Source organism: Flavilitoribacter nigricans DSM 23189 = NBRC 102662, assembly GCF_002646595.1.
Classification (GTDB): domain Bacteria; phylum Bacteroidota; class Bacteroidia; order Chitinophagales; family Saprospiraceae; genus Flavilitoribacter; species Flavilitoribacter nigricans.
On the sequence record NZ_PDUD01000039.1, the window covers coordinates 19,478 to 45,906 of the forward strand.

Consider the following 26,429-nt stretch of genomic DNA (forward strand, 5'->3'; position numbering starts at 1 on the left):
ATAAACAGCTTTCCGCAAAAACAATTTTTATTCCGCCGCTTCCTCATACTGCCAACTCTGGAGTTCGATCAAATTCCCCTCCGGATCCCGTGCGTAGACAAAAGTGATCTCCCCCACACCCGCAATGATCCTTTTGGTCACTTCTCCCTGGCGACTGCCTCCATGCTGTTCCAGCTTTTTTAGGATCAATTCCACGGATGCTACCTCGAAGGCGATGTGGCCGAATCCTCGATGATTTGGAGCTATCGGCTCCTGTTCTTCGATTCTGGTGTATTGATAAATTTCCAGGGTCGGCCCCTTTTCTCCGTAGCCCGGCAGCAACAGGTGCGCGCCTTCCAGGTGGGCATTTTGCAGTCCGGTGCCTTTATCTAGCCACTCACCCGACTGGTTTCTAACGGGGGGAACGACCCGGCACTCAAAAGTATCTACGTAGAAAGCGACCAGGTCGCGCCAGTTCTTACTGATGATGTTGGTATGGGCAAATCTCATGGTAGGAATAAATGACTAATAAGCGGAATCAATAGCGCCACTTGTTGCGGAGCAGCGTTTCCGCGATCTCTTCGATAAACGAATCCGCTACCAATTTTGGTTTATCCGATTTCGGCAAAAAGTGCCATTTGACCCCGTGGATATCGGTGATCTTTTTCGCCCACTTCACACTTTCGGCATCCTCCGGACTGCCGATGATGAAATCTCGTCGGGCCGGGTTTTTGAGGTATTCCTGAAAAAAGTAGCCGAATTCCCACCGGCTGGTCGGTCCGATATTTGGTGCGAACACGCCCGCTTCTTCCGGTTTCCAGTAGGTCGGCAGCCAGAAGGCCGTGATATCGCACAGTTGCAGGTACTGCAGCTCCCAGGGCATTTGTTTATCCCGTACGACTTCCAGTTCGTTTTGGGGATCCAGATTATCAATTTCACTCCAAAACCCGGTTTTGGGTTCCGGTGACACCACGATCATACTGGGATCCAGGCGGCTGTCCTGTTGTAATTCAGCTACAATTTTTCGGCGCCATCCAGTTTGCATGGCTCCGTCCGGAGGAGTAGGTCCACCCAGAAAAACACCGAGTTTGGGAAATACCGTATCGTGATCCCGGGAAAACAGGGATCGGATTTGTTCGCCTTGATTGTCCATTGGCCGTTAGGGGATTTACCTACAAATTACTTTTCGTCCCAATATACTGACGTAAAATTGGTTTGGAAACATCCCCAACTGATTTGCATTGGGTGTAGCTCAAAAAAAGTCGAATTGTCCCACAGATTAAATACCGAATGGTGCTACCGGTGGTCGCCGCTTCCCATGTGCTCGTACTTCTTTGCCCCAGTGCTTCCAGCCCAAAAGCACATTGGCAAAATACCGGATTCGTAGCTATTAGCGGACGTGAGACTGAAGATATCCGTTCTGGTTTCCCCGGCTGGATCATTTCTTCCGGGTCAATACCCAGGGCCGCTCGCGGCGTCTCAATTCACAGGCATCTTCAACCAGGGTGATGGTTACGTTATCTCCATCCAGCGCAAATTCGTACACGCCCGCTTTTCCGTGGCAGGGGCTCTGCTCCGAAACGTCATTGATGGTGATCTGTTTGCCTTCGATCGTGTAGGAGGCCACCACTTCGATCTGGCCGTCGCTTCCGAAGTCGACGGATAGGGAACCGTCTTCCTTCATGCTCATGGTGTTGATCAATTCCTCGCCATCCGGTCCGGGGCCACTGTAGGTCCAGTCGCCAACCATGGATTGGGCCGTGAGGAAAAAGGGAGTAATGGTGAAAAAGACAATGGTGAAAGAATGAGGAATTTTCATGATTATTGAATTTTAAGTGAAAGAAATCGATGAATAGGCTGGGGAGGCACATAAGTGCGAAATGCATCAGCAAGGTCGGCTGATTGCAGCAGGATCTGCTTCACTCATTTTTCAAATAGCCGGAGATATATTTCAGAAAGGAAAAAAATGTAGCAATTATTGATCATTGAGTTGTTCAATAATTGCTAATCAACTGGTTTACAACACCTTTCTCATATCACCGGGAGACTACCCGTAAGCATCGTGAAAAGTCTTGGAAAAGTAGTTTCGATCGGAAAAACACACCTCGCAGGCAATTTCCGAAATGGTCAGTTCGGCATTATCCAGTTCCGGCAGGACGGCTGCCCGCAACTTTTGCAGAAATTCGTCCTCCTATTCATTGCGGTCAGGAACCGGGTAGCCTTTGCCGCCACGGTAGCCGAATCCAGCCCGTAAATGCAAAGGGAGTAGCAATGGCAGCGCATTTATTTGCCTATCCGGCCAGGTAGGTCTTCATTACCCGGTCCAGTAACCACTCCGCTTTATGCATGGCGGCGGCCTGATTGACGCTCAGAAAAATGCTAAGATCCCGCTCCGGCGCATAATAATACATCGCCCCGTAGGCACTGTTGTGACCGATCATTTGCAGATCGCCGAATTGCTTTTGCTGCAGGCCCAGGCCGTAAATTGCCCGACGGTCGCTGTCGGCGGTCGGCATGTCCCGGAAGCCGGGCAGGTACTCCAGTGTACTTTTATCCTGGAATAATTTCCCCGCCAGTAGGGCCCGGAAAAATGTATCCAGATCCCGGGGAGTAGCAACCAGTCCACCGCCGCCCCAGTCAAAGGACGTATTGACCTTTTCCAGGGAATGAGGCCCGTAATGGGGATAAACCATCTCCCGGTCCGTAAGGGCTTCCTGGTAAAATTCGAGATAGGTATTGGTCAGGCCCAAGGGCAGAATGATGCGTTCCGTCAACAGTTCCGCATAAGTGCGGCCGGTACATACTTCCGCCAACCGGGCCAGCAACAGGTAATTGGTATCCGCGTAGTGAAACAGGTCTCCCGGCCGGCCGATCCCCGGTCGATGGAGCTCAAAACGGTAGTAGGTTTCCATGACCGATCGCCAGTCCCACTGCCGGTCCGGATCCCGAAAAAGTTCTTCGACAAAACGCTCGTCATCCGAAAAATAATCCCGCAAACCACTGCGGTGCCGCAGCAAATGCGCGACGGTGATCTCTTCAGTGAAATTGACGCCATCGATGTACAGCAGGGGCTCCACCAGATCGCGATCACTTTCACCCATCAGATCGAGCAGACCATCGCCGAGCCGCAGACGTCCGGCTTCCACCAACTGCAGGATCAGCGCCGCCGTGAAGGGTTTGGTCATGCTCCCGGTACGCAGGCGGATCCCATCTATAGCCTGCTCCCGGGACAGATTGCCGGCCGTCAGGACCAGAGGCGCACCAACACTCCCCTCCTGCCAGTAAAGCAGCGCGTGCTGAATGGGCGTATTACCGGATGGCCGGATCAGCATTTCCAGCAATTGCTGTATGTTTTCCCGCTGGGTGTCAATCATAAGGTTAGTGGTAATGAATTCAATTGAACGGTTAAATGTAGTCAAAAGCCGAAGCGTACAGCGGACTGTCCTTGACCAGCTGGATCTCCGATTCGTCCATATTCTGAAAAGCGGCTAGAATATAGACATCCGAATCCTTGATAAAAGTATGGATCAGTCCGGGATTCCCGTAGCGCTCAATGGCGATCCGATGCGGACAGGTCTCCCCCATCCAGAACATGGAGGATTTTAATCCTTCCTGCGCCAGTAAGCTTTCGAACAACTCCTGCAGGCGGTCTTCGTAGCCCGGTTTGCAGTAGATCCCCTCAAAGGCCAGGAACTCGAAGCGCCGGGGATTGAACAGCTGGTTCAGCAGGGGTACCAGCGGCACCACGTTCATGATCACCTTGCCCATCATTCCTTTCATGCGGTTCACTACCCAGTGGACACGGTGGTACTGGCAACCCGCTACTATTTCGTCCCCCTCCCGGATCACGTAGTAATCATCGTTGAGGAACAGGGCATTGAACTGGACCAGGGCGTGCCCGCGGTAATGCTTTCGCAGGAGGTTCAGCACGGTTTCCCGTTCGGCAACGGATCCCAACGTATCCACCCGCGGACTCAGGCGGGGAAAAAAGCGGCTGAATCCCATCGTCTTGATCGTTCCGATATTGGTATATCCGGCACTCTCCACCACCCGGTAGGAACCGCGATTGTCCCGTTCGATGCAGGCAAAATATACGGTCTTAGCGGCTTCCCGCTCCCGGATAAGCTCCATCACCTTGATGGAAAAATTCTTCATAACGCCCTTCCCCCGGATGGCCGGTGACGAAGCGAAATACCGGATGTAAAAACAGTTGAATTCCCGTCCGTTCGCTCCAACGGGGGTATTACAGAAGGCGGCCGTTCCCCGGATCTCCTCGCCTTCGTAGATAGCGATCAGGCTGGGACGGTGCAGTTGCCGGATGTGCTCCTCGGTATTTTTATGTTCGTAAACCGCGCCTTCATTACCCCAGGCGATACGGTCCAGAAAAGTGAGCGCATCTTCCGGTATGCCGGAATAGCGCCGGATGTGAAAGTTTCCTTCACGGTACAAAATATCCTTTTCCATTATCCCCGGTTTTTTGGTGTGATAATGCCCTGCTCCACCAATTGGCGGCAGCTGAGTTTGATCTTTTCTTCCAACAGGTTCAGCGTCGATGCATCGTGGGCCGTGGACAAAAAGCAGTTCCGGCCTTCCCAGATATAGACCCCGTTCAGTAAAAGTTGCGGATAGATCGCCCGGTGCCGGCCCGGGGTCAGGAAGCGAAACAGAGAACCGAAATGCACGATCTCCAATCGCAGGCCCTCCGCCCGGAAAAACGTATTCATCCGGGAGCAAAATTCATCCGTGGTGCGGTTCAGATCCCGTAGGATCCGACCGTCTTCTTTCCGTAGTATTTCCAGGATTTTGAGGGAAGCGGCCATCGCCAGAGGATGGTGGCAAAAGGTACCCGCCACGAAGGTCATTTTGACCGGCGGTGCCGAATCGTCCCCGAACTTCCAGTAACCGCCGTCCAGCGAATCCAGAAAAGCGGCTTTGCCGGCAACGATGCCGATCGGCAGCCCGCCGCCGATCACCTTGCCGTAGGTAACAATGTCCGCCTGTACCCCGAAGTATTCCTGGCAACCGCCGAGCGCGATCCGGAAGCCAGTAATGACTTCATCGAAGATCAGCGCGATATTATGTTCCCGGGTGATCTGCCGCAATTCCCGCAGATATTCCCGGGGCTGCAGGGCCGGATTGCGGCTCTGTACCGGCTCGGTCAGCACCCCGGCGATATCTTCGTGATGGGCCCGGATAAACTCCAGAGAAGCCGCCGTACCGTACTCCAGCAGGAAGGATTCGTTGAGAATAGACTGGGTTACTCCGGGAACGGCCTCCAGGGCCAGTTTGCTTTCCGGATCGTTCCGAATGGTGAGCAGCGGATCGAAGGTGCCGTGGTAAGCCCCTTTGAAAAATACGATGTATTTCTTCTTGGTGATCGCTTTAGCCATGCGCATCGCCACCATCACCGCTTCCGTACCGGAATTGAAGAAGGCGACCCGTTCCACACCGGTCGTCGCACAGATCTCCCGTGCCAGCTCGCCGGCCAGCGGAGAGATCGGACCGACCGACCAGCTGTTACGCAATTGGGCAGTGATGGCTTCCCGGACCGGAGCGTAATCGTGCCCGAAAAGGATGGAGCCGAAGCCCATCGTCAGATCGATGTAGCGTTCACCGTCGATATCTTCGACATAAGCCCCCTGCATCCGGTCGCTCACCAGGGTATACGTGAGCTCTTTATTGGTCTGGCTGAAGCCGGCGCTATTCCGGTTGAGGGCAAAACAGTGCCGGTAATCCTGGGCGAACTGTTTGGACAGCGCATTTTTCTGGGATAGTTCTTGAATCATCATCTATAAAATTGTGATTAAACACCGGCCGACCGTGCCGAAGCACGAGGGCGACCGCTCGTTTAATCCATTGTTTAACGGGAAACCAATTCGATGATATTTCTCAGGAAATGCAAGGGACCGCAGTTTGCGTGAGGACTTATCCGGCTTGCTACGGCTAATATAAATAATTGTTGCCGATGTGATATAGAAATCCAGGCCAAATGTCAGGGAACACGGCTCGTTTAACCGGTCCTGCACATATCGGGCACAATCGTTTACGGAACCTGGAAGAAGTCCGTTATATTTGAATACGATAGGTACCCGGCTGGCAGGATTTTCACCTCCATAAGATCAACTCCCGGTACCGAGTGGAAGCTAGAAACCCAACATTCACACATTCAAACATTCACACATTCACACCTCAGCACATTTTCACTTCAGAACAAATGATAAATATATAACCAACGAAAAATGATCTTTAAAAAAGTTTTAGGCTGTTTAATCGCGGCCAGTATGATCCTGCCGGCATTTTCTCAGTCCCGAAGACCGGTGCTGAAAGAAAATGTTCCGCTGGACTCGATCCGGCTGAGTGATCCCTGTATCCTGGCTGATGCCGAAACCGCCACTTACTACATGACCGGCACGGGCGGATGGCTCTGGAAAAGTAAAGACCTGCGGCAATGGACGGGCCCCTACCGGGTAGCCGAAACGGATCCCGAATCCTGGATGGGGCCGAGACCAATGATCTGGGCCGCCGAATTACACCAGTATCATGATAGATATTACTATTTCGCCACTTTCACCAACCGCGACGTAAAGATCGATACCGTCCGGGGGAATGAGATCGAACGACGGGCCAGTCATGTACTCGTCAGCGATACGCCGGACGGGCCCTACCTGCCGATGGAGGACCCAACTTATCTGCCGCCCGAGATGCCGACACTCGACGGCACCTTTTGGGTGGATGAGGACGGACTCCCCTACATGGTCTACTGCTACGAATGGCTGCAAAACTGGAACGGCACCATCGAAAAGATCCAACTGAAACCTGATCTGAGCGGTACCATCGGTACGGGGCAGGTCCTCTTTCGCGCCAGCGACTCTCCCTGGAGCCGGGAGCGGGACGATGCCGGCAACATTATCCCCAACAAGGTGACGGACGGCCCCTGGTTGTTCCATACCCAAACTAGCAAACTGGGCATGTTGTGGACCAGCTGGGTATTCAGTGACTACGTGCAGGGCGTGGCCTATTCCGAAAGCGGCACGCTGGATGGCCCCTGGGTACAGGAACCCGAGCCCATCACACCGCCCAATTACGGACACGGCATGCTGTTTCGCACCTTTGATGGGAAACTCCTGATGTCGGTGCACAGCCACAAAGAGATCAACGGCCGCTATGTGCGCATTCCGCACTTGTTTGAGATGGATGATTCCGGAGATAAGCTGGTTTTGGGAAAACCTTATTGATCAGCGGGGAAATTCCGGCAGCTATGTTCGTTTTCAGGCCTGGCGGCAGGTGCCGGTAAAAGGAAGATCCGCCCGGTGGTCTTCATCTTCACGGACTACCGGGCGGATATTAAGCTCGACTTTAGCATTTTATGTTGCGTCCGGCAAATAGAATAGAAAAACGGACATTTCAGATTAATACATGGCCAGGACTACGCCCTTCGATGTAAAACCCCTTACTGATCTACCAACATTTTCGCAGCTACGCCACTGACATCGATAAGGGCATCGCCCTGGAGATAAAATGGCATTCCTCCATAATGAGACGGCGAATTCAAAGAGCGATTTTAAGACATCCGGTTTAGGATAGTACGTTTTAAAATTAGATCACAGCTTTGCGTGGGCACGGAATCCCAATCATTGAAAATGCTAAAGTTGAGCTAAGAGACTGTTTGAAAACCTCTCACTGGATTCCAAAACGCGGCTTTTGCCGCCACTTTGCACCTATTTTTAACTCCGTAGCTGGGCTATGCAGTGAAAAATAGCTTTCAATTGACGCCAAAATCCGGGTTTTTCTCCGGCAGTAGAAGTTTTCAAACAGTCTCTAAGCTTTTTTACTTCTGTTGTTCCAGGAAGCTGACCAGGGAAGCCAGTTCCTCAAACGAGAGGGCATTCGCCAGGCCGACCGGCATCATGGAATTTTCCAGTTCCTCCCGGCTTTTGATATTGCTTTTCTCCACCTGGGTAGCCTTGCCGGCGATATCCCGAATGGTGAGTTCATCGGCTGACTCCGCCGTTACGAAACCGACGTAGGATTTTTCATCATTGGTCTCGATCAGGAAAGTGGCAAAACCCTGGGAGATGGAAGCGTTCGGTTTCAGGATAGATTCCGTGATCTGGTCCCGGTTCATAATGGAACCGATCTGCCCCATAAACGGCCCTTTCATCGGCTCGTTCCGGCTGAGACTATGACAGGCCACACAACCCTGATTGGTGAAGATCTCCTTGCCTTTATTGGCATCTCCCTTGATCTCTCCCATGGCCAGGATGACGTCTTCGATGGAAGATTTGCCCACCTGTCCTTTCTGGTTTTTAATGGCCTCCAGGTTGATCTTGGTCTCTTCGGCCACTTCTTTTACCGTAGCCGTACCCAGTTCCTCGATCTCCATGCGGTGGCGATCGTTGAGTCGGGCAAAAAAGTCTGCTTTTTCCGTTCCGGCCTGTTCGTAAGTTTCGACCAGGAAGTCCTTGATCTTATCGGAAGATCCCCAGGTGATCCCCTTGTAGTACGGGCCGTGGGTATCCGGCCGGGTGCTCCACCACCAGCTGCCGTCGTAGGGAGCTTCTTCGTGGTAGAGGCGCGACACGGTCGTCAGGATCTCATCTTTCAGTTCCGCATTGTCACTGTCATTATAAGCGGCGATCAAACCGTCAACTGCTTTGGGATCGTGCAGGTAGCGCAGGGTCCAGAGGGCTAGTTTCGGATTGCTGCCAATGGCTTCCAACGACGCATCTACCGCATCCAGCTCCACCAGCGAACGTACCGCAAGGTGGGGCAGGATGATGTCGGAGTTGGGCGTAGCGTGGGGGCCTTCCGTTCCCGGTTGTGGGGCCTTGGCGGAGGCGGGTACGCTGATTTCCAGTAAAGTCTCAGCGGCTTCGGGCCGGCCTAAGCGGCCCAAACCGACGATCGCCGCCGCCTGTACCCGAGGGTTGGCATCGTGTACCGCGCTGAGGAATGGATCAATGGGTACCGACTCCAGGCAGGTTTTTCTATCGGTGAGCGCCCGGAGGGCAAATTCGCGCATTTTATCTTCTTTGGTAAGTTCCAGCAAGGCTTCTACCCCATCGCCGCAGGCGGCCTGGGCGTAGGTATACACGCCCGCTACCCGAACGGACAGCGGCTGCGTCTGGTCCCGGGCCACTTCCAGGGCCAGTTCGGCGGCTTCAGCGGCCGGGCGCTTCAGTAACTCCTGCTGCGCGTGGAAACGGGTCACGGAATTTCCGGCTTTCAGCAATTCGGCCAGGTCGGGGGCGGTAGCGGCCTGCAGGTCCGGGAACGGCTCGTAGGTCCAGTCTTTTGGTACCACCTTCACCACGTAGCCTTTGTCGGGACTTCCCTTATACCCGGCTCCATCCCAGGCGGCCAGGAACATCCGGCCGGAACCATCCAGGTCGACATCCGTGATCTGGGATAACTTGATAAACTCCTCGTCCTGTTGGGTAAATCCGGGGCCGTCCATGGTAACCCGGTGGATGTACAACTGGCTTTTTCCCCAGTCGGCCATCATCGGCACGTGATTGTACTGGACCGGCCAGCGGTCATCATCCATGAAATAGCTGCCGGTTCCGGAGCCACCACCCAGATCGGCCAGGGCCGGGATGATCTCATCCGTGAAGTTCTTGAAGTAGCTCGGGTAACCGAATTCGCCGCTTTGGACGTAGTGGATAAACCGTATGTTCCAACCGCCACCGTCATTGGTATTACCGCGGGTATAAACGTTCATGAACGGATCGATGGCGACATCATAAATGTTCCGCGTACCGTGGGCGTAGACCTCCATTTCGGTGCCGTCGGGACGTACCCGGACGATACCACCACCCAGCATGGTCATCTTTTTACCGGACCGGTCTTCCGCTTCGTGGAAACCGAAATCACCCACTGCGATGTAGATCCAGCCGTCGATGCCCATGCGAATACCGTTCGTCGAGTGGTCCGTTCCCCGGCTGCGCAGGGACTCCGGCGAGCAAATATTTTTGATCAGCGGACTGGGAGGGCCGTCGGCAACACCGTTCTGATCTTCATCCGCAAATACGACCAGGTCCATGCGGTCCGCTTCCCCGGTGGCTTCGCTGAATACCGTATGCAGGACATATACCTGATCACCCACCACCATGATCCCCCGGGGGTTATCTACTTTGACAAATTCGGTATGCTGTTCGTAGGTGCCGTCATTATCGCTATCGACGAGCTTGACGATGCTTCCTTTACCCGGCTCCTTGCCGAGCGAACCGATCATATCCACACCCACAAAAACTTCGCCGGTCGGAGACACGGCCAGACAAGAGGGGCTGGGCACAATATCCGGCCCGGCAATATTTTCGATCACCAGCGCCGTGCTGTCCGGTTCTACGGTTCCCGGATCGAATCCGGGAGGATTGTAATATTCTTCAAATTCCTGCAGATCAACGGTCGTTACCGGTTGATCCTGTTTGCAAGCGGTCAGGAATCCGAGTAGTACCAGACCGGGTAAGAGAAGCTTTACTTTTAACATGCTACGATTAGGTTATGTTAGTTTGTTCAGGTCCGAAGCCCGCCCTCAGATCAGGCCGGCCCGAAATGCAGGCTCCAAAGATAGAAATATTGGCCGAAGCGGCCTATCGGCTTTTCCGCAGGTGTATATCGGGCATTGCATTTCTGCGGTACTTGCCTCTGCATTGAGTAGAAGTGAATAACCATTATTCAATAAATCAATTGAATAATTGAATAATAGTATATACTTTTGTAATTGAATACAGAACAGCAGCCTCCGTACCGGTCATCGGCATCGGTATTACAGGCTCAGGCAAAGCATTCCAGGATGAGATCCAGAACATTCAAAGACCAGGTATACGATGAAATTTCCCGAATTGCCCGCGCGATCTCCAACCCCCGCCGACTGGAGATCATCGACTTCATCGCCAACGGGGAAAAATGCGTTGAGGATATCGCCCGGCAAACGGGGATGAGTATTGCCAACGCTTCCCAACACCTGCAAACTTTGAAAAAGGAGCGGTTGGTGCGGACTGAGAAAAAAGGCGTACAGGTCTACTATTCGCTGGCTTCCCGGGAAGTTTACCGCGCCTGGACCGGCCTGCGCGATCTCACCCTCCTGCTTTCGCCCGGGCTCCGGGAAACAGTGGAGCAAAGCCGGATCGCCAATGATTTTGGGCATCCGCTCACTCTGGAGCAATTATCGGGACGGACGGATGTCTGCTTGCTGGATGTACGTCCGGAAGACGAGTTTCAAAAAGGGCATATCCCGGATGCGGTTTCCGTACCGCTCGCCGAACTGGAACAGCGACTGCCGGAGCTACCGAAAGACAAACTGTTGATCGCCTACTGCCGGGGCATGTTCTGCACCCTGGCGGACGAAGCGGTAAAACTCCTGCAGGCCCGGGGATACCAGGCCGGCAAGATCGAAATAAGTGCGTTGGATTACGAACTGGCCAGTACTCAGCCGGCGTAACCAACTTTTGAAGCGCCTAAATACTTCAGCCATGATTCAAACTAAAGATTATCAGGCCCACTGGGATCGGGTCTATGCCAACACCGCAACCGACCGGCTCGGCTGGTACGAAGCGGTTCCCGAACCTTCCCTGCAACTGATCCAGGATTGTCAATTGTCCCCGGAAGCTACGATTCTGAACGTCGGAGCCGGGGCCACCACCCTGGTTGATGAGCTGCTGAAGCTCGGTTTCCGGAACCTCATCGTCAATGATGTCAGTCCGCTGGCGCTCGGGCAACTACAGGAACGACTGGGAGCGGAATCGCAAAAGGTCCGCTGGATCGTGGACGATCTGACCCAGGCCCGTACGCTGTTCAAGTTGGGGGCGGTCGACCTCTGGCACGATCGCGCCGTCCTCCATTTTTTCAAAGAGCGGGCCGAGCAGGATGCCTATTTCCAGTTGCTGAAACAGTGTGTCAGACCGGGAGGTTTCGTGATCCTGGCGGCTTTTCATACGGACGGCGCCAGCACCTGCAGCGGACTGCCCGTGCATCGCTACGATCAGCGGGAACTGGCGGAAAAGCTGGGGGATGATTTCGCACTGATCCGCTCCTTTGATCATAGGTACACCATGCCCTCCGGCGCTACACGCAAATACATCTACACCCTGTTCAAGAGAAAATAAATGGAACCGATCAGATTGGGTCTGCGGGAAAACTGGAAACAATTCCTGCTGCTGGTAATCGTCAATGCCTTCGTCGGCGGGATGGTGGGCCTGGAAAGGACCATTTTGCCGGAGATTGCGGAGGTGGAGTTTGCCATTGCGGCCAGGACGGCTATTCTTTCTTTTATCGTCGTTTTTGGGGTGGTCAAAGCGATTACGAACTACTATACGGGCGCATTGGCCAACCGCTTCGGACGCAAATACCTGCTGACCCTGGGCTGGATCATCGCCCTACCGATACCCTTTATTTTTATCTACGCCCAGTCCTGGAGCTGGATCATCTTCGCCAATGTATTACTGGGGATCAACCAGGGGCTCACCTGGTCGAGTACGGTGGTCATGAAGATCGACCTGGTCGGAGAAAAGAACCGGGGCCTGGCCATGGGGCTGAATGAATCGGCCGGCTACCTGGCCGTCGGGGGTGTTGCTTTTCTCACCGGCTGGATCGCTGCCGAATACGGTATCCGCCCCTACCCTTTTTATCTGGGCATCGCTTTTGCGTTCACCGGGTTGCTGTTGAGCTGGCTTTTCGTCAAAGATACCGTGCACCACGTACGGGCCGAAACGGCGGTCAGCGAGATCCCGCTCCTCCAAAATATCTTTCGGGAAACCACCTGGAAGCATCGGAACCTGGGTTCTGTTACCCAGGCGGGACTCATTAACAATCTCAACGATGGAATGGTCTGGGGGCTACTGCCGATCCTGCTGGCCGGTCGGGGTTTCGATCTCGAAGCTATCGGCAAGATCGTTGCTCTTTATCCCGCCATCTGGGGCGTCGGACAATTGGTTACGGGAAAAATGGCGGATCACCTGCGGAAAAAGGAAATGCTGTTCTGGGGCTTGCTATTACAGGGTGTGGCCCTTTTCCTGATGATCTACGCAACCAGTTTCCTGCACTTTACCGTGCTTTCGATAATTCTTGGAATAGGCACCGCAGTGGTATATCCGACCTTTCTGGCGGCCATTGCCGATTTTACGCATCCCCAACAGAGAGCCGAAAGTATCGGAGTGTTTCGGCTGTGGCGCGATCTGGGCTACGCGATCGGCGCGCTGCTGACCGGTTTGCTGGCCGATACTCTGGGTATTTTCTGGGCCGTCGGTGCTATCGGATTGTTGACCGTACTGTCAGCAGTGATCATCCGCGTCCGGATGCGCACCGCCCCCATACTCACATCGGGCTCAATGGACGCCCCCGGTACTTAAAGTCGCCCCGTACGGTCACTCTTCGGTCAGACTTCCGTTTGATGGTTTTCCGGCCAATAGTCCATCCCGGTATTCCCCGAGTAATTGCAGGGCCAGGTCAACCTGTACCCGGTGGGTCCGAAAAGACAGGATCGCGACCCGCAGCATAAAACGCCCGTTCAGCAACGTAGAGGAAAGAAAAATCCGGCCGTCGGTCTGGATCTTTTGCAACAACGTGCGGTTGAAATCATCAGCCGGGCCATCAGCGGGTACATAGCGGAAGGCCACGACGGTCAGATCGGGCGCGGGGCCGGTCTCAAAACCCAGCTCGCGTATCTGCCGGTAGAAATACTGCGCCAATCCGAGTTTCTCTTCCAGGCAACTGATAAAAGGTGCCAGACCGTGCAGTTTTAGGGGCAGCCACATCCGCATGCCCCGGAAATGTTTGCTCAATTCGGGAGATAGGTCCGTCGGGGACGGCTCCTCCTGAAACTCCCGGGCGTCCTGCATGTAATGGGCTTCAAAGCGATTGGCCGCCGCCAGTTGCCGTCCGTCCCGGACCAATACTACGCCGGATCCGTAAGGCAGGAACAATCCTTTGTGGGGATCGAGAATGACGGAATCGGCCCGGTCGATACCGCGCAGGCGATCCCGACCGTGCGCTGTGAGCAGAAAAAAACCGCCGTAGGCCGCATCGACGTGGAACCAAAGCTCGTACTCCCGGGCGATCCGGGCGATCGCTTCGAGCGGATCTACAATACCCAGGTCCGTAGTGCCGGCATTAGCCACCACCAGGAAGGGTTGCAGATCCTGTTCCTGATCCTTCCGGATCTGTTCCCGGAGTTGTTTCGGGTCCATCCGGTAGTGCTCATCCTGCTCGATGGTCCGGAAAATGCATTCCTCCATTCCTGCGATCTTCAGCGCTTTGCGAATGCTGTGGTGCGTTTGTCCGGAAGCGTAGATCACCGTTCGGTGCAGGTCCTTTCCCCGGATCTGTTTGGCGTCCCTGGCCGTTGCTACGGCGATCAAATTGGCGATACTGCCGCCCGAGGTGAGATTGCCGGCAAATCCCGGAGCGTAGCCAACCAGTTGGGCCACCCAGTTGATCAGGGCATTTTCCATGCGAACCGCTCCCGGCGCCGCGTAAAAAACTCCGGCATAACGGTTGGTTACCGCCGCCAGATAATCGCCGAGGGCCGAGGCGTAAAGTCCGCCCCCCGGGATATAGGCCAGATGACCCGCTGCGGTCGGATTGAGTCCACCATGGTCCACCCGCTGGTCCAGGAAATCCAGTACCGGCCCCATTTGGATCGCTTCGCCGTCAATGGTAAAAAAATCATCGGCCGCTTCCCGACGGTACCCCGCCTTTTCGTAGGTTTTTCTTGCGGGCAGACTTTCCAGAAAGGCTTCCCCGTAGGCCAAAACGGCCCGTTGCAGTTCATCCCGCTCGGTGGCCGGGATCTCCAGGGCACGGCTGATCGCTTCGTGCCGGTCAATATCGTCGATCAGGGTTTTGATGGTGAACATGGTATTGGCTAGGATCTGAAAATGAGTAAATCCGGGAAAGGGTTTTCCCGCCGGAATTTTCCGCTAAGATAAAGGCTTCCGCCGTTTTGCCTCTATAACGCTCCGGAAAGTGGTCATCCCAACTAGCACAAATCATTACTTAGTGGAGGTGCAGCGCACCGTTATAGCTATAGACCAAACCGTAACCGATGTTTCCAGGTGCAGCGCACCGTCCTGACGATTTCCATTTCGGTTGACAGGTCGCTACGCTGTAGCTCTATGCATTTTCATCCCTTTGGGTTGGAAATAGTGCGGTGCGCTGCACCTCCCTGTACAATTTGAGATGTCCAGCTGGACAAGGTGTTTGTGAATTTGGCATTTCATTACGCCGTGATAGGTGCAGCGCACCGTTATAGCTACAGACCAGTACGTAACCAATGTTTCCAGGTGCAGCGCACCGTCCTGATGATTTCCATTTCGGTTGACAGGTCGCTACGCTGTAGCTCTAGGTATTTTCATCCCTTTGGGTTGGAAATAGTTCGGTGCGCTGCACCTTCCTCTACAATTTGGGATATCCAGCCGGACAAGGTGTTTGTGAATTTGATTTTTTTGATCACAAAAAGAACGAAAAAGCCCGGGCTTTTTTACTTCCCACGTAAAGTGGTTATCCCAACCAGTACAAACCGTTACTCAGTGATAGGTGCAGCGCACCGTTATAGCTACAGACCAAAACGTAACCGATGTTTCCAGGTGCAGCGCACCGTCCTGACGATTTCCATTTCGGTTGACAGGTCGCTACGCTGTAGCTCTAGGTATTTTCATCCCTTTGGGTTGGAAATAGTGCGATGCGCTGCACCAATACAATTTGGGATACACTGCCCGGAAAGGTATTTGTATCATTTTCCTTTTTGATCGCAGCAGCAATGAATAAGTCCGGGCACTTTTGTCCCGGGTAGTTAATGACCAGGCTCCTCCCCCTCTAACCTGCGGCCAGTTCCCCCCTGGGGGAGCACAGTTCAATGCTGCGGGTAAGAAACAGCGAGATGCCCCTCTCCTATTGTTATTTGCCACTACCGGCAATCGCTTTAAATTCTGCCCACGACAGGTATTCCCGGCCGGAATTTTCCCGAAAAATGTTCAGGGCCATGGCCCGGCCCAGTTCGCTGACCCGGATACCGCGGTATTTTTTCCAGCTTCCCCGTAGGACGGGATCCAGCAGAGGCCATACTTTCAGCATTACCGCCTGACTGAAGCCGTAGCGGTTGGTCGGCGTCAGGATCATGGACGGCTGGAAAATGCTGAGTCGGTCAAACTGTAGCGACTCCAGAATGGCGTTCAATTCGCCTTTGGTACGCAGGTAAAAATTAAAGGAATCCGCATCGGTCCCCACCGATGAGAGTAGTTCAAAATGCCGGATACCCGCTGCTTTACAGGCTTCGGCAAAAGCAGCAACGGCAGTTTTATCTACCTCGATGAATACTTCGCGACTGACTTTGGAAGGTTGCCCGACACCCAACGTGCAAATGGCCACCGTGTGACCGGGTAACAGTTCCCGGTAAGTATCGGGATGATGGATATCGATGCGATGCTGCTCTATGACGATCCCCTCCGCCCGAAGATCGGGTATGGGCGTACGCCCCAGCAGACTAATGCGGGCCACGTTTTGCTGTCCGAACAGGGTTTGCAGGACCTGGCCGCCAACGGCGCCACTGGCTCCCAGCATGACTATAGATAAGGGTTGAGTAGGCATAGTGGATGAATTGATCCGATTAGATTTGGTAGGGTAAAGCTAATGAATCCATCGGCAATACTTTAGCGAAAGTATTGGCGGTGCCTTTAGGCAGGCTTATACAGGATCAGCATATTGCCAAAGGGATCGGTAAGGCACATTTCCTGCTCCGCCCAGGGTTGTTTACCGATGCCCGGATTCAGGTATTTGTAATTTCGGGTCTGCAGCTCCCGCCGGTAGGCGACTACATCATCGCATTCGATGCGCAGGCGGGTACCGGGTGTGCCGTCTCCGTGGTGCTCGCTGAGGTGCAGGACGCAACCGGCTCGGGATACCTGCATGTATAACGGCATACCGGGCTCGAAACGGTGTTCCCAATCGATACTGAAACCGAGATAATCGGCATAGAATTCCCGGGCTTTGGCCTCGTCGAAGATCCGCAGGATGGGAATGGGTGCTTTGAAATTCATTAGCTATTATTTGTATCGAGTGAAATGTGTGCAATGATAAACGGGTGCGGTGCAATCAACCTGGCGCCTGCCTCAGCCTTTGTACCGGCCAACTTCCCGCTATATGGTTATATCGTTGAATTTCATCCAACGGTTGACGGTATCGATCCAGAACTTGAGGAAGGTTTCACTGAAGAACTGATTGGAAAAATCATCGAATCGCCGCACGTGGATACCCGTATAGTGCAGCCAGATGGCCAGTCCTCCAAAGGGCAGCAATCTCATTTCTTCGGCGGAGATCGGACAGATGGATCCATACGCCCGCAACAGGTGATCACTCCTCCGCCGGTAGATCTCCCGGTCCGGTTCGGTTCGGAAAAGCAGCATCAGACTATAGGCTATATCCAGAAATAACCAACCGTTCCCGCAATTATCGAAATCGAAGATCGTGATCTCGCTGTCCTGACGGATCTTCATATTCTCGTACCACAGATCGAGATGTACCACTCCGTAGCGCAGATCGGTCGGATCGGCCGCGCCGAACTCCGCTTCGATCCGGGCCGCCGCCCGCCGGAAATACCGCATTTCGGGAAGGGATTCAGAAAAACGGCTGCAGGCGAGTTCGTAAGCCTGCCTGATCAGCGTATCGGCATCGTAACTGATCCGCCGGACGCTTTTGCCGAGCGTTATCTGGTGCATCCGGGCCATAGTCAGGCCCAGTTGATGACAGGCCGTTTCGGAAGGCTGCCGGACGCTTTCTCCCGGTGCGTAGGAGAACAATACCACGTAACGTTCCCCTTCGCAGGCCATGATCCGCTGAATGAAATTTCCCCAGGTATCCGGGATCGGGAATGCCACCCGGATGCCGCCAGCTTTTAGGGTATTGATCAGTCGGAGTTCTTCTGCGATCTCGGTTTGGGTACGCCAATCCTTGTAATAGACCCGGAGTACATACCTTTCCTTCGGAGTACGGAGCAGATAGCTGTGGTTCATCCCGGTTTTCAATATCCGGCAGCTAAGCGGCTGGGGCAGGTCGTAGTGTTCAGTGGCGAATTCGGCCAGATGATCCGGAGTAATAATCGAGCTGAGGGCCGGAGCGTGGGTCATGCGATTTGATCTAGGTAATTTCGTCAGGTGGCTTGGTAAATGGCGCCGCAAAGCGGTCCTATAAAACTATGCAGTGCCGGTTCAGGTCCGGCCGGCAATATTCTTTTTGCTTTTGATCTCGATCACTTCGTACCAGGGGGTTAGCGGTCGATCGGCGGGATAGCCCTGTTCTGCCCGGTATTGCTTCCGCGCTTCGGTAAAGTCCCACCACTGCTTTTGACAATCCGAATGCCCGGCGGCATAAACGACCAGACGGAACTGATCCTCCACGCAGGGGTCGATCCAGTAACCTTTTTTGCGCTCGTAATCTTCCACCAGTCGGGCGCCGTCTTTGGATTTCAGTTCATCGAGTGAATAGTAGCCCAGAAAGATCAGGTCTTCCGCAAATCGGATGCCGATGGACGGTACCGTTTGAAATTCGATAAAGGCACGGAGCTCGCGCGCCCGGTCCGAACTCACCTGCAGCAGGGTTTCGATCTCCGGGGCGCTCATTTCCCACAGATCACTGATCCTGCACTTGCGGGTCCGTAGTTTTTTCTTTTCTTCGTCCGTTAGCTGAAGTTTGATATTTTTCTTTTTCATGTCGGCTGATTTCAATTTACTCATACAGCAGCGGGGCATCCGATTCGGCGTACGCCTTCATACGTTGAATGGCTAATTTCATTTGTCCCCGCCAGAAGATATTTCCGAAAAGCCAGTGAAAGGGATAGGCCGGAACACTATCAGAAAACAAGGTATACACCCAACGAACGCCGACCGATCCGGGCGCCAGTTCCCGGAAAAACAGTTCGCCCTGAAATTCCGTAAAACCCATGCTCCACTGCCGGAATTCGGCTATGCCCCATTTCCAGTATTTATTCTCCTCCCGGACATAAATCTCATCCACTCCGATCTCACCACCTTTCGAAAGGAAGTTTTTGGCCGAATGGGGAATGCGTTGCCCACCGGGCTGCCCCCAGCTTTCATCATCGGTAAACTTTTCAACGGCCGGAACGGGTCCGTATCCTACGAGAAACCGGGTAGCATCGCCGAGGATCGGGGTTTTGAACGCCCTTCCCAGGCTACAGTTAAACGTTTCTTCGACTTCAACGATAGTTTTCATATTTCAGCATTGTACCCTGTAGTCCGGAAACGGCAGTAGCCCCATCCGGAGCTATTGCACGTGACTTTCCTTTGGATGATCTTTTATTACCCCGCCTAAAAGACCGCTTCTTTACCGGCTATTGGTTTTACAGGATCTCGACTTCCTCCGGAACAACAAAATACAAAACACATCCCGTTTCCGACCGGACACTGTGCTTAAAATTCGGCGGAGTATATAGATAGTCCCCTTTCTCCAGCGTAGCACCGGCGATGATACAACTACCTTCCAGCACCAACAGTTCCTCTCCGGCCGGGTGATTGTGGTAGGGATAACTCGCCCCGGGCTCAAATTTGAGCAAAAAACTCGGTGGCCGGCCGTTTTCATCTACTCTTAGGGTGCTGACATAAAGACCCGCTGTGTCGATTCCCGGTTCCGATAAAGGGGTCCATTTCGGAGAAATGGTATTGACGATGTAATCTTCGATCTTCGTACTCATGTTTGATTATTGTTTTACAGCTTATGAAAAAATGATCGGTACAAAGATCGGGAGATCAGGCCGCCGGGGACATGGAAGATCCTGCGGAAAGCATGTAATTTCAGGCTTCGATCTGCTCTTTGAAAGCCTGCGGAGACAGGTGGGTATGTCTTTTGAAAAAATTGGAAAAATAGAAGGGATCTTTGAACCCCAGCGCATAAGCTACTTCCTTAACGGAATGGGCCTCGTAATAGAGCAGCCGTTTGGCCTCCGAAACGATCAGACCGTGAATAATTTGCTGAGCGGTCTTTCCGGCGTGTAGTTTGGAAAGTTCATTTAGTTGAAGTTCGGTGGTCCCGAGCCGCCCGGCGTAGTATTTTACCGGCCGGCTATGCTGGAAGTCGGCTCTGATCAATTCGAGAAATTTCAGGAACAGGGCATTGGGTTTCCAGATCTCTTCGCCCAGCCGTACCTTGGCCCGATTGATCTCCACCAGGATCAACTTAATTTTCGCATGTACGGACGTTAGGTACTGGTAGGCCCGCTCCTGCAATTCGGCGGCAATACTCTGTAAATAAGCACCGACCAACGGTTGAGCGCTGACATCGATGACCTCATTTTGGTCGAAATGGCAAAAAAGCCCGTTGTGAAAAATGAGCTCGATATCCGTATCGTCCTTGCAAAAGAAGTCGTAGGTAAACTGCAGCACGATCCCCCGGGCCTGCCCTACATCCCTGAATTTATGGAACTGCCCGGAAGTAATGGTAATGACGTGACCGGCGGGGACGGTGAATGTCCGCCCATCGATCTCCAGATCCAAAGTACCCGCCGAACACCATACCAGCAGGTATTTCTTGATCCTTCTTCCCCCAACGGGCAGTGCTTCGGAAGGTATATTTAGCGTTTCGATCATAGGCATGCAGCTCGGCAGGGCATGAAGATAAACCTTTTTTCGGGCCGAAATGCAGATTCCCACTTCCCGTCTCTATTCCGAAAATGCGACAAAGGATTTTCCGTCGTACCGGCATAAGTCGACATTCCGGGTGTCGAACCAGAGATTACCTGGACGGTCACCAATTACGTAGTGGACATCGTCGCCCCCCTGCGGTGCCTAGGGCTGTTCAGTTCTCAAATTATTGAATATAAAAAAATGGCAATTTCAATGGCAATAGCAATTTCAATAACTCAAAATCAGGCGAAAAGGTCAAAATCGGAGTAGAAAGCTGCCTTTTGCTTGCTATTGCTATTGTGCTTGATATTGTAATTGAAAAATTCGCATTGCGTTTTTATAGAACTGAACAGCCCTGCCCTGCGGTGCCGGGTAGCCCTGCAGCGTAAAATCAAGCGTATTGCTCTTCGCCACTTTCTCTATTTCCGCTATCTGCAGCAGGCACTAATCCTCCTCAGCGCACCGCTGCTAATCTACCGACATCACAAATTCATTAAACATTTTTACGATGTCCTGTGGGGACGGCTGGTCGTTGTATACCAGGCAGCTGAAACCGCGCTTTAGTTTGTAATCGGTCGCACCGGCTACCTGCAGCGGACGGGTGTGCAGGATCGCCACCAGCTGTTTTTTCTGGAATACCAGTCCGATGCGCCACATGGGCGAAGGATCTACGATCCAGTTCTCGTAGTTGCAATAAAGGGTATAACCATCAAACTGCTCGACCTTTTCCAGCGCATATTCCCGGATAAAGCCCTGTAGGTCGGCAAGTGCCCGGCGACCGTTGGTCGATTGCAACTGATCCGCCAGGGCCGGTTCAATGACCGTTTCCGGCCGGATATTGTCGCGGTGGGTATAACCGATCAGTTCCACCCAGGCTTCCTCGTATCCGATCTGTGGATAGACTTCCATATCGGCTTTCACCAACCCCACCTGGCGGCCATCCACGATGATCTTCCGGCCGGCCGGTAGATTCCGGATCTCCTTTTCGCTGGTATCGATATCCATCATGACCCCAACCTTATACCAGTCATCTTTGAGGGGCGTGGAGGAGACCAGCACACCGTCATTGAGCGTAAAAAGCAGTTTGCCGTTGATGGCGTCCCGGATATTAGCCGGTCCGTCAATACGCTCTCCGAGTACAGGTTCGGATGTTGGTTGCCGATCCGTTTGCGGTTCGGACGCAGCGGTAGGCTCGGTAGCAGCGGTTGGTTCCGTAGCCATAGCCGACTGCTTGGCCACCAGTGACTGGCTATTGTCTTCCGCGGGATCCGCCGCGCAGGCCGCAAGGGCAAAAATGATCAAAAGGATAGCTGTGATTCTCATTTTAGGGACTTTTACCCGCATCCGGAAAAATGCAGGCCGCTTTAAAAATTAATGCAGCGGGATCGTTTAAGAGACTGTTTGGTACCCAACAGATACAACACCTGCCCCGGTCCCGATCTTATTCTGCCAATATCCCAATTATAATCTTCGGTACGGTCCAGTTGTGCGACCAGTGCGTTCATTTCCGGTACGGAATAGGTCCGTAATGCGGAAACGATCCCGTCCCACAGGACGACCAGCGGAATAATGGGGATCAGGTAGGTAAATACGATACGACCGATCTTAAACGGCCGGATAAAGGGCGTGGTAAAAAGTACGGTCAGAGGAGAGAACACCATGGCCAGAATACTCGGCACGCTCCTCTCCTGCGCTTCAAAGACGGCGATCGGATAGCCCGAGTCAACGGCATTTTGCAGGATCTGCGCAGCGTCTTCCGGCCGGAAGTGGTGCAGGGCCAGGAACATCGTCCGCAGGCCGGTCAGATCCGCCGGCACCTGCCTCGCGTCCACGGATTCGGAGATGTACCGAAAGTTATCGGCCTGCTGCGCCGTAAATTCAAAGGCCGGAATATTGGGATAGTAATCGGTCAGAACGATCTCCAGGTCAGGAATGCGCGCTTTGAGTTCGGCATTCAGGTGGATGAGTCCGCCGCCGCCACCCGATCCGAGATCGATGATCCGGTTGCGTTCCACGGTGTTGAGACCCTTTTCGATAATGGAAACGAGGGGGCTGTAGAGGCCGGTTTTGTTGGATAGAAATTGCAGAAAATCCGTGAGGTAATTTCGCAAAAAAGTCGGGAACCACGGCTGGTCCTCAATTTCGAACAGATGCCATCTTGCCATGAGGATATTGTCGGTTGCTGGCCCGGCGGCGGGCAGTAGCTATTTATATTTTAGAATAATTTATTTCACCAGACTAACGGTATCTAGCCATTGTTCCCCTCTATCCGTTCCATGATTTCTTCAATGATCAGCAGGCGGTTTTTCTCTACGTCCAGATCCAACGCCCCAATCCGCCGCCGCAAATTCATGGCCTGTGAAGCAGTCAGTCCGGTTTTCTTCCGCAATTCCTGCCAGATATTTCCGGATGTACGCAACAGATTTTCTATTTCATCAAATCTTTTTTTCCCAGCTTCCAAGTCCGGATAACAACCATGAGCGATCATCTCCACCTTGTGAGTAATCTTGGATACCGTAAACCCGCTCGCTCCGCCGAAATCCAACTTTCCCCTTTTCGGTGCATCAATCTTAGGCCGAATAAGGTAATCAAAATACCAGTAAAGCCCCAAGTCTTTGGGGGCCGGATCCAAATAATATTCAAGGTGGGAATCGAAGGGATGCACCAGGTTTTCGTTATCGATAAACTTTTGGGCTATTCGAATAATTTCCTTCATCTTCATTTTTGATAAATACGCAACCAGGCGCAGTCTCCAAAGAAATTTCGGCCCAATCCTCAGCTATCTGAAAGCGCCAGATACCCGGCCAAAGCTGTTCTAGAATCCGGAATACCGTAAGCCTTCAGCAATTCGAGATAATTTACAAAATCTCCCTGGCCCAGCGTCCAGCCACCGTGCTGGTATATAGCGCGTAATGCCTCGACTTCCGACGCGTTCAATGCAGACCGTTTGGCCTCCCTGAGCGGTACCGCCCGGGTCTCATTGATCAGCGAGAGCAGACTGCGCGTAAGATCCAGCGCCTGGTAGGCATTTGCGGTTTCCAGGGCCTTGCTCAGGGCGGAGATGACCTTTCCCCGTTCCCGGATGGCACATCCGGACAGCACCTTACTCAGGTAGCCCGAGAGCCGGCCTTCATTGAAGAGCATGCCCTCAACATAATGAAGTGGTTCCCCCACGGCAAGTCCTTCGATCAGGGTCTCCAGGACCGCTTCTTCCATCGGGGTCCCAGCCAGTGCGATGGCGGCGCAAACCTTGACCAGTTGCGAGTCCGAGTTCAGATACGCTTTTACCGGCAGAAGTTCTTCATCCAAACCGGATTGCCTGGCCAGCAGCCCGATAGCCAGAATGGCATTGCTTACCGCTACTTCGTCTTCCAGACGCTTCAGGTGACTGGAAATTCTGGCTACTGATGTTTCAGCGAGTTCCGGAAACCAGGCCATAGCATATACGGCCGCTTTGCTCAGTTCCTCATCTCCGCTCTCCAGGCATTCGTACAGCAGCGGGACGCCATCCCGCACCAGGGTATAGCATTCCAGCAGAGCCGAATTACTGTATCCATACTTTTCGGCATAAGCCCTTTGGTCGTTGGTCATCCGGGCTTCCCTCTCCAGCAGATCCTCCCTGAACTTTTGAACATCTATCCCCTCCGGGAGGTATTCGTCTTCGTAGCCCAGCGCCAGATTGACCAGCAGGCCAATGATCCCGGGTTTATCCCGGACTGTATCCTCCTGGATTAATTCCCACAAGAAAGGGATGGCATAGGGCGTAGACTCATACCTGCTGCCCTGATGGAAAATATTGCCGTACAGATTGTACATAGCTTTATCGCTTTTTTCAGCGTCCGGACTGGCCAGATCCCGGATATTCGTAGGTACGTCCCGGGCGGGGCCGTAGGCGTGTTTTAGCCTTTCCCATTGGATGTCATCTAGTTTTTCTAACACGTTTCAGCTTAATTTTATCGGATGGACAGGATAAGCAGTAACACAAAGAGGGCCTGAATGGGTTCCCCGGCAAGTCACTTACCGGGTAAACAGCCAGCGGATCCGATCATAGGAGACCCCGTAGTGTAAGGCAACCACTATACCCAGCGACAGACTGAATTTGATCCAACCAATATCGTAGAGACACCAGACGGCCAGCGCAAATATACCCAGTTCGAGGAGCAGGCGTACCGGCCCGGGCGTAACCACCGGGGCCGCACCGGACCGACTCGGGTCATCCGGCACCGCAAAGATGCCCCAGATCGCGGTCAGCAGCAGCGGGAGACCAAAGGCGAACACGAAGCGTAACCAATCATCAGCTTGTCGCCAGCCCCACATGCCCACGCCAACCAGGGCCGTTATTTCCAGCAAAAACCTGAGCATTAGATTTAATGGATGTGATCCCATACGGTTTTGCAATTTGTATTGTTTCGGTGAATGTTCATTGATGGCGCCCGGCCAGGACCGGATCCTCCGGTAGCTAACTTTACCTATCCCCTGGCGTAATGCCCTATCTCGAGGAAAACGGATCGTACAGGGAGCGGCAGCTTTCCAAAAAGGGCATTGTTTTAGCTCGACTTTAGCATTTTCAATGATAGGATTCAATGCCCTCGCAAAGCTGTAAGCTAATTTTAAAACATACTATCGTCAACCGGATGGCTTAACATCACTCTTTGAATTTGCCGTCTCACCTGATGGAGGAACCCCACTTTATCTCCAGGGCGATGCCCTTCCCCGATCTGATCTCAATTATGGAGCTACAGATATTTCAGGGCGATGCCCTTATCCATATCAGCGGCGTAGCTGCGAAAATATTTGTAGATCAGTAAGGGTTTTATATCGAAGGGCGTAGCCCTGGCCAGGTATTAATCTGGAATGTCCGTTTTCCTATTCTATTTACCGGACGCAACCTAAAATGCTGGAATCATCCGTGCGAGCAGTAGATCCGGCATTGGTTAGAAAGAATCGCGGCAGTCTGCAGGTACCGATCAGGAAACGGAGACCGGCCACCGTTGGCTAGAAATATAATGTTTTTCGCGTGGAGAAAAAATTTTCCACAATGAAGAATGGTGCTGATCGGATTATCTGAGGATTTGATGATTATCCCTCCGTGCGGTGCCAGTGATCTTCCAACCGGCGGAGCCATTGGTGGTTTGCTCCGTTGCTTAGACTGATCGCCGATTTGAGCCAACTTAATTCGGAACGGCCTAAAGTGTCGATGACCTGCAAGAAGTCAGCTTCGTCCTTTTCCCGGATCGACTTTGATTTGTACAGCAGTACGATTTCCGGGCATAGCGCCGGGATGCCGGATGGTGTCCTGATCATCGCTTTTTCCAGAGGATAGCTTACCCTGGCGTCTCTCCGGTAGATCCATTGGTCGCCCGTTATTTCATTCAACAGCACCTCCAGGTTGTCCCCGTCTTTTTTGCCGTGGAGCTCGTGGATCGGCAATTCCAGGTATGCATCCAGCCAGCGGAACCGCTGCCCGGACCGGATAAAGTCAAATTGCCATTCCTGTAGATAAGCTTTTAAGTCCATCTGCTCTTCCCTCGGTATGGCAATTTCAATATCGTGGTGACTTCTGGTCGTTTGGTCCAGATAAAGGTCGATCGCCCAGCCGCCGGCGACCATCCACGTACCGCGATAGTTCGCCAGTAATTCCTGTATTGCTTTTGGTGCTTTGAATTTCATATGGTCCAATCTGCCTTTCGACGGTAATCTACTCCTCGGGGTGGCAACGGAGAAGGACCGGCTTGCCCCCTTCTTTTATTTTCGCTAAAATTGAGGAAAGTTACCATTTTATCCATTGAAGCCGGCACGGCTTTTATCGGTAAAAAGAAGGGA

General features: G+C 53.1%; 27 protein-coding genes. 6 read left to right on the forward strand and 21 right to left on the reverse strand.

The window, feature by feature from the left end:
* Positions 1-27 precede the first annotated feature (27 nt).
* The 3 genes from CRP01_RS31385 to CRP01_RS31395 form a co-directional block, all read right to left on the reverse strand.
* Complete coding sequence (locus CRP01_RS31385; RefSeq protein WP_099154032.1) at positions 28-489, reverse strand: VOC family protein; 462 nt, start codon at positions 487-489, stop codon at positions 28-30.
* A gap of 28 nt (positions 490-517) precedes the next feature.
* On the reverse strand, positions 518-1,132 hold the full coding sequence (locus CRP01_RS31390; protein ID WP_099154033.1) for a TIR domain-containing protein: 615 nt from the start codon (positions 1,130-1,132) through the stop codon (positions 518-520).
* Between the two features lie 285 nt (positions 1,133-1,417).
* Positions 1,418-1,798 (reverse strand): hypothetical protein, encoded by a 381-nt coding sequence (locus CRP01_RS31395; RefSeq protein WP_099154034.1) that lies wholly within the window; start codon positions 1,796-1,798, stop codon positions 1,418-1,420.
* Between the two features lie 243 nt (positions 1,799-2,041).
* On the opposite strand from CRP01_RS31395, the gene CRP01_RS42015 reads away from it, so the two are divergent.
* The gene (locus tag CRP01_RS42015) at positions 2,042-2,233 is read left to right on the forward strand and encodes a hypothetical protein (protein WP_143473608.1); all 192 of its coding nucleotides are present in this window, start codon (positions 2,042-2,044) and stop codon (positions 2,231-2,233) included.
* Positions 2,234-2,270: 37 nt separating this feature from the next.
* Here the strand turns inward: CRP01_RS42015 and CRP01_RS31400 are convergent, their stop codons facing one another.
* Genes CRP01_RS31400 through CRP01_RS31410 form a run of 3 tightly spaced genes read right to left on the reverse strand, consistent with a single transcriptional unit; the run spans position 2,271 to position 5,768 of the window.
* On the reverse strand, positions 2,271-3,353 hold the full coding sequence (locus CRP01_RS31400; protein WP_099154035.1) for a serine hydrolase domain-containing protein: 1,083 nt from the start codon (positions 3,351-3,353) through the stop codon (positions 2,271-2,273).
* A gap of 31 nt (positions 3,354-3,384) precedes the next feature.
* Complete coding sequence (locus tag CRP01_RS31405) at positions 3,385-4,443, reverse strand: GNAT family N-acetyltransferase (protein WP_099154036.1); 1,059 nt, start codon at positions 4,441-4,443, stop codon at positions 3,385-3,387.
* Positions 4,443-5,768, reverse strand: coding sequence for an aspartate aminotransferase family protein (locus CRP01_RS31410; protein ID WP_222845851.1), 1,326 nt, complete (start codon positions 5,766-5,768; stop codon positions 4,443-4,445). The genes CRP01_RS31405 and CRP01_RS31410 overlap by 1 nt, the downstream gene beginning before the upstream one ends.
* A 492-nt stretch (positions 5,769-6,260) precedes the next feature.
* Between CRP01_RS31410 and CRP01_RS31415 the strand changes: the two genes are divergently transcribed.
* On the forward strand, positions 6,261-7,214 hold the full coding sequence (locus CRP01_RS31415; RefSeq protein WP_099154135.1) for a glycoside hydrolase family 43 protein: 954 nt from the start codon (positions 6,261-6,263) through the stop codon (positions 7,212-7,214).
* A gap of 593 nt (positions 7,215-7,807) precedes the next feature.
* Here CRP01_RS31415 and CRP01_RS31420 read toward each other — a convergent pair.
* Positions 7,808-10,468, reverse strand: a complete 2,661-nt coding sequence (locus CRP01_RS31420; protein WP_099154037.1) for a DUF7133 domain-containing protein — start codon at positions 10,466-10,468, stop codon at positions 7,808-7,810.
* Positions 10,469-10,774: 306 nt separating this feature from the next.
* Here CRP01_RS31420 and CRP01_RS31425 point away from each other — a divergent pair, with 306 nt between their 5' ends.
* From CRP01_RS31425 to CRP01_RS31435, 3 genes are read left to right on the forward strand one after another with little or no spacing between them, the layout of a single operon-like run.
* On the forward strand, positions 10,775-11,422 hold the full coding sequence (locus tag CRP01_RS31425) for an ArsR/SmtB family transcription factor (RefSeq protein WP_099154038.1): 648 nt from the start codon (positions 10,775-10,777) through the stop codon (positions 11,420-11,422).
* 31 nt (positions 11,423-11,453) lie between these two features.
* Positions 11,454-12,086: a class I SAM-dependent methyltransferase gene (locus CRP01_RS31430; protein ID WP_099154039.1), complete on the forward strand. Its 633-nt coding sequence runs from the start codon at positions 11,454-11,456 to the stop codon at positions 12,084-12,086.
* Complete coding sequence (locus CRP01_RS31435) at positions 12,087-13,328, forward strand: MFS transporter (RefSeq protein WP_099154040.1); 1,242 nt, start codon at positions 12,087-12,089, stop codon at positions 13,326-13,328. It begins immediately after the preceding gene.
* Between the two features lie 15 nt (positions 13,329-13,343).
* Here the strand turns inward: CRP01_RS31435 and CRP01_RS31440 are convergent, their stop codons facing one another.
* From CRP01_RS31440 to CRP01_RS31500, 13 genes are all read right to left on the reverse strand, one after another.
* The gene (locus CRP01_RS31440) at positions 13,344-14,834 is read right to left on the reverse strand and encodes a pyridoxal phosphate-dependent decarboxylase family protein (RefSeq protein ID WP_099154041.1); all 1,491 of its coding nucleotides are present in this window, start codon (positions 14,832-14,834) and stop codon (positions 13,344-13,346) included.
* Between the two features lie 1,039 nt (positions 14,835-15,873).
* A complete protein-coding gene (locus tag CRP01_RS31445) occupies positions 15,874-16,563 on the reverse strand; it encodes an NAD(P)H-binding protein (protein WP_222845852.1) in 690 nt (229 codons plus the stop codon).
* Positions 16,564-16,649: 86 nt separating this feature from the next.
* Positions 16,650-17,012 (reverse strand): glyoxalase superfamily protein, encoded by a 363-nt coding sequence (locus tag CRP01_RS31450; RefSeq protein ID WP_099154043.1) that lies wholly within the window; start codon positions 17,010-17,012, stop codon positions 16,650-16,652.
* Between the two features lie 99 nt (positions 17,013-17,111).
* Entirely contained in the window at positions 17,112-18,098 is a 987-nt protein-coding gene (locus CRP01_RS31455) for a phosphotransferase enzyme family protein (RefSeq protein WP_099154044.1), read from the reverse strand.
* Positions 18,099-18,179: 81 nt separating this feature from the next.
* Positions 18,180-18,680 (reverse strand): helix-hairpin-helix domain-containing protein, encoded by a 501-nt coding sequence (locus tag CRP01_RS31460; RefSeq protein WP_099154045.1) that lies wholly within the window; start codon positions 18,678-18,680, stop codon positions 18,180-18,182.
* A 16-nt stretch (positions 18,681-18,696) separates the two neighbouring features.
* Positions 18,697-19,200, reverse strand: coding sequence for a hypothetical protein (locus CRP01_RS31465; RefSeq protein WP_099154046.1), 504 nt, complete (start codon positions 19,198-19,200; stop codon positions 18,697-18,699).
* A gap of 127 nt (positions 19,201-19,327) precedes the next feature.
* Positions 19,328-19,678, reverse strand: coding sequence for a dimethylsulfonioproprionate lyase family protein (locus CRP01_RS31470; protein ID WP_099154047.1), 351 nt, complete (start codon positions 19,676-19,678; stop codon positions 19,328-19,330).
* A gap of 100 nt (positions 19,679-19,778) precedes the next feature.
* Complete coding sequence (locus CRP01_RS31475) at positions 19,779-20,570, reverse strand: helix-turn-helix domain-containing protein (RefSeq protein WP_222845853.1); 792 nt, start codon at positions 20,568-20,570, stop codon at positions 19,779-19,781.
* Positions 20,571-21,074: 504 nt separating this feature from the next.
* Entirely contained in the window at positions 21,075-21,929 is an 855-nt protein-coding gene (locus CRP01_RS31480; protein ID WP_099154049.1) for a hypothetical protein, read from the reverse strand.
* Positions 21,930-21,970: 41 nt separating this feature from the next.
* Complete coding sequence (locus CRP01_RS31485; RefSeq protein WP_099154050.1) at positions 21,971-22,771, reverse strand: hypothetical protein; 801 nt, start codon at positions 22,769-22,771, stop codon at positions 21,971-21,973.
* Positions 22,772-22,854: 83 nt separating this feature from the next.
* Complete coding sequence (locus CRP01_RS31490) at positions 22,855-23,328, reverse strand: hypothetical protein (protein WP_099154051.1); 474 nt, start codon at positions 23,326-23,328, stop codon at positions 22,855-22,857.
* Between the two features lie 53 nt (positions 23,329-23,381).
* Positions 23,382-24,545, reverse strand: a complete 1,164-nt coding sequence (locus CRP01_RS31495; RefSeq protein ID WP_099154052.1) for a hypothetical protein — start codon at positions 24,543-24,545, stop codon at positions 23,382-23,384.
* A gap of 78 nt (positions 24,546-24,623) precedes the next feature.
* Entirely contained in the window at positions 24,624-24,968 is a 345-nt protein-coding gene (locus CRP01_RS31500) for a YrdB family protein (protein WP_222845854.1), read from the reverse strand.
* 290 nt (positions 24,969-25,258) lie between these two features.
* On the opposite strand from CRP01_RS31500, the gene CRP01_RS42530 reads away from it, so the two are divergent.
* Positions 25,259-25,414: a hypothetical protein gene (locus CRP01_RS42530; protein WP_170110618.1), complete on the forward strand. Its 156-nt coding sequence runs from the start codon at positions 25,259-25,261 to the stop codon at positions 25,412-25,414.
* Between the two features lie 271 nt (positions 25,415-25,685).
* On the opposite strand, the gene CRP01_RS31505 is transcribed toward CRP01_RS42530, so the two are convergent.
* Complete coding sequence (locus CRP01_RS31505) at positions 25,686-26,276, reverse strand: nucleotidyltransferase domain-containing protein (RefSeq protein ID WP_099154054.1); 591 nt, start codon at positions 26,274-26,276, stop codon at positions 25,686-25,688.
* Positions 26,277-26,429: the final 153 nt, after the last annotated feature.

What these genes read in the sequence shown, in the direction of transcription:
- CRP01_RS31385 (WP_099154032.1), bottom strand. Translation starts at nt 489, where the DNA reads ATGAGATTTGCCCATACCAACATCATCAGTAAGAACTGGCGCGACCTG.
- CRP01_RS31390 (WP_099154033.1), bottom strand. Translation starts at nt 1,132, where the DNA reads ATGGACAATCAAGGCGAACAAATCCGATCCCTGTTTTCCCGGGATCAC.
- CRP01_RS31395 (WP_099154034.1), bottom strand. Translation starts at nt 1,798, where the DNA reads ATGAAAATTCCTCATTCTTTCACCATTGTCTTTTTCACCATTACTCCC.
- CRP01_RS31400 (WP_099154035.1), bottom strand. Translation starts at nt 3,353, where the DNA reads ATGATTGACACCCAGCGGGAAAACATACAGCAATTGCTGGAAATGCTG.
- CRP01_RS31405 (WP_099154036.1), bottom strand. Translation starts at nt 4,443, where the DNA reads ATGGAAAAGGATATTTTGTACCGTGAAGGAAACTTTCACATCCGGCGC.
- CRP01_RS31410 (WP_222845851.1), bottom strand. Translation starts at nt 5,768, where the DNA reads ATGATGATTCAAGAACTATCCCAGAAAAATGCGCTGTCCAAACAGTTC.
- CRP01_RS31415 (WP_099154135.1), top strand. Translation starts at nt 6,261, where the DNA reads ATGATCCTGCCGGCATTTTCTCAGTCCCGAAGACCGGTGCTGAAAGAA.
- CRP01_RS31420 (WP_099154037.1), bottom strand. Translation starts at nt 10,468, where the DNA reads ATGTTAAAAGTAAAGCTTCTCTTACCCGGTCTGGTACTACTCGGATTC.
- CRP01_RS31425 (WP_099154038.1), top strand. Translation starts at nt 10,775, where the DNA reads ATGAGATCCAGAACATTCAAAGACCAGGTATACGATGAAATTTCCCGA.
- CRP01_RS31430 (WP_099154039.1), top strand. Translation starts at nt 11,454, where the DNA reads ATGATTCAAACTAAAGATTATCAGGCCCACTGGGATCGGGTCTATGCC.
- CRP01_RS31435 (WP_099154040.1), top strand. Translation starts at nt 12,087, where the DNA reads ATGGAACCGATCAGATTGGGTCTGCGGGAAAACTGGAAACAATTCCTG.
- CRP01_RS31440 (WP_099154041.1), bottom strand. Translation starts at nt 14,834, where the DNA reads ATGTTCACCATCAAAACCCTGATCGACGATATTGACCGGCACGAAGCG.
- CRP01_RS31445 (WP_222845852.1), bottom strand. Translation starts at nt 16,563, where the DNA reads ATGCCTACTCAACCCTTATCTATAGTCATGCTGGGAGCCAGTGGCGCC.
- CRP01_RS31450 (WP_099154043.1), bottom strand. Translation starts at nt 17,012, where the DNA reads ATGAATTTCAAAGCACCCATTCCCATCCTGCGGATCTTCGACGAGGCC.
- CRP01_RS31455 (WP_099154044.1), bottom strand. Translation starts at nt 18,098, where the DNA reads ATGACCCACGCTCCGGCCCTCAGCTCGATTATTACTCCGGATCATCTG.
- CRP01_RS31460 (WP_099154045.1), bottom strand. Translation starts at nt 18,680, where the DNA reads ATGAAAAAGAAAAATATCAAACTTCAGCTAACGGACGAAGAAAAGAAA.
- CRP01_RS31465 (WP_099154046.1), bottom strand. Translation starts at nt 19,200, where the DNA reads ATGAAAACTATCGTTGAAGTCGAAGAAACGTTTAACTGTAGCCTGGGA.
- CRP01_RS31470 (WP_099154047.1), bottom strand. Translation starts at nt 19,678, where the DNA reads ATGAGTACGAAGATCGAAGATTACATCGTCAATACCATTTCTCCGAAA.
- CRP01_RS31475 (WP_222845853.1), bottom strand. Translation starts at nt 20,570, where the DNA reads ATGATCGAAACGCTAAATATACCTTCCGAAGCACTGCCCGTTGGGGGA.
- CRP01_RS31480 (WP_099154049.1), bottom strand. Translation starts at nt 21,929, where the DNA reads ATGAGAATCACAGCTATCCTTTTGATCATTTTTGCCCTTGCGGCCTGC.
- CRP01_RS31485 (WP_099154050.1), bottom strand. Translation starts at nt 22,771, where the DNA reads ATGGCAAGATGGCATCTGTTCGAAATTGAGGACCAGCCGTGGTTCCCG.
- CRP01_RS31490 (WP_099154051.1), bottom strand. Translation starts at nt 23,328, where the DNA reads ATGAAGATGAAGGAAATTATTCGAATAGCCCAAAAGTTTATCGATAAC.
- CRP01_RS31500 (WP_222845854.1), bottom strand. Translation starts at nt 24,968, where the DNA reads ATGCTCAGGTTTTTGCTGGAAATAACGGCCCTGGTTGGCGTGGGCATG.
- CRP01_RS31505 (WP_099154054.1), bottom strand. Translation starts at nt 26,276, where the DNA reads ATGAAATTCAAAGCACCAAAAGCAATACAGGAATTACTGGCGAACTAT.